This is a genomic window from Holdemanella sp. (genome assembly GCF_056804935.1).
The window spans coordinates 1-1,471 of the sequence record NZ_DBMEXE010000222.1; the positions used below are offsets into that span (position 1 = coordinate 1).

Sequence of the window (1,471 nt, forward strand, 5' to 3'; positions counted from 1 at the left end):
ATCAACGACAATTGTATCGGCATCGATTTTTTCACAAATAGCACAATAGGGATTTAAAAGAATTTGTTTCATTCCATCAAACTCCTGAAGCCATACCCATTTACGTTTTTGTTTGGAATACCACAAATAATTTTCAAATAAAATAATACTTGCCTTCACATCGCCTTGAATCCAACAAACCTCTCCATGTCTCAAAAATATAGGAACTTGTACAAATTGATTTAAATTTGAAATTAACTGTTCTCTTTTCTGCATCAACTCATCAAGTGCATATTCATACGAAACTTCACGATAACTTATTTTGCACCACGCATTGTATGCACACCCGACATAGATCACATCTCTGTTTTCGTGTTGATATGTATCTATATATTTAGTAATATATTCATCCATCTGCTTTTTAAATGTACCTTTAGATATAACACCCTTTTCATACATCTTCTCTATGTAGGCATTATACATATCGATACTTTTTGTGCTCTCTTTTACACTTAATTTGTATTGATAATTCCGGTTGTAAAGGCCATACACCATAAAAGTAAATGCCATTGTCAAAGAGCTGATCATACTTGTGAAGAGTGATTCTATTCTTTGTTTTTGAAGATACCCAATCAAAATGGACGAGATAAAACCAGAACTTGCGATCATACAACTCGGTCCTATCGCACTAAAAAGACTTTGTTTTTGAACTGTACGCATAATTTGTGGCATCTGAATATCAAATTTTTGAACCTTTGGCATTTCAACATTTAAACAGGACGGATAATATACTGCATTTTTACAATCTAGCTCTACATTACTATAAGGATTATTGACCATATCCAAAAGCACATAGTTTTTAAAATAAATCATGCGAATGTTCGCAAACACAATTTCATCCTGCATACAAAGGCTGCATCTTTTAACTCGTTTCGAATTGACATACGTACCGTTCAAACTATCAAAATCCTGTAATACACCTTCTTCAATTTGAAAATGATACCTAGACACTCCATTTGTACATAATTGAATATCACATGCTTCACTTCTTCCAACCTTTATCTTTTTAGAAATTGGAAAATGGCACATTGTACTTTCTATTTCTTCTAAATAAAATAAAACTTTACCTAGAATACACGATTCGCCATATCTCAATATTTTTTTAGATTGATTCCATACGATACACACACCATTCCTTCTTTTTTCAAAGAAGTACTTTGAAAATGACTTTGCGCTGTTCAAATCAAAGTAGTGGCAGGATTTATCTGTGTATACCCATAGTTTGATCATAATTTAAAGATTTGTTTGAGCCACATCCTTATTTTCTGTATAGAGGTGATTCTCACAGCTGACCTTTTGATTTCTTCTTTTTTTAATACTTTGCGATGCTTTGTCTTTATCTCAATTGAAGTCTTTTTCTTTTTTAACGAAATCTCGACAAAATCATGTCCCACCACATCTTTTTCAATCTGTACACACTTACCATTGACTA

2 protein-coding genes are annotated in these 1,471 nt (G+C 32.4%); both read right to left on the bottom strand.

The features are described from left to right. Positions 1–1,269: FHA domain-containing protein (locus tag ACZQCL_RS08530; RefSeq protein ID WP_482482792.1), on the bottom strand; the 1,269-nt coding region annotated here is incomplete at its 3' end. Then, a partial coding sequence (locus ACZQCL_RS08535) for a hypothetical protein (protein WP_482482794.1) occupies positions 1,266–1,471 on the bottom strand: 206 nt, incomplete at its 5' end. The genes ACZQCL_RS08535 and ACZQCL_RS08530, both read right to left, overlap by 4 nt.